This is a genomic window from Rugosimonospora africana (assembly GCF_016862975.1).
GTDB classification, from domain to species: Bacteria; Actinomycetota; Actinomycetes; order Mycobacteriales; family Micromonosporaceae; genus Rugosimonospora; species Rugosimonospora africana.
This window is the reverse complement of record NZ_BONZ01000216.1, coordinates 1-536: the sequence shown is the minus strand read 5'-3', so window position 1 is coordinate 536 and position 536 is coordinate 1. Positions and strand designations below refer to the sequence as shown.

Genomic DNA, 536 nt, shown 5'->3' with positions numbered 1-536 from the left:
AGGTACGCGCCACCCGCGGTCATCACCGCCAACACCGCCGTGACCAGCTCCACCGACCGGGGCAGCGCCAACGCGACCACCGACTCCGGTCCCACCCCGGCCTCGACCAACGACCTCGCCAGCTGATTGACCCGACCATCCAACTGCCGATACGAGACCCGCTGTTCCCCACAGACCACCGCGACCGCCTCCGGCGACGCCGTCACCTGCCGCTCAAACAGGTCTGGCAACGTCACCGGTTCCACCGGGTGGGTGGTGTCATTCCACTCCACCAAGAGCTCATGCCGCTCCCGCTCGTCGAGCAGGTCGATGCGGCCGACGGGTTGGTCCGGGTCCGCGACGACGGCCTCCAGCAGGCGTTGCAGTCGTGCGGCGTACGCCGCCACGGTCGCCTCGTCGAACAGGTCATCGCGGTAGTCCAACCGCAGATACAGTTCCTCCCCAGGGACAATTCCAAGGGCGATCGGGTAGTGCGTGGCGCCGTGGCTGGTGTAGCCCGTCACCCGCAGGTCGGCTGTGAGTTCCGTGGCGGGGTC

Annotated in this window: 1 protein-coding gene; it reads right to left on the bottom strand. The window is 68.3% G+C overall.

All coding sequences use genetic code 11. The features are described from left to right. The coding region (locus tag Raf01_RS49300; protein WP_203925099.1) for an AMP-binding protein at nt 1–536 on the bottom strand (536 nt) is incomplete at both ends.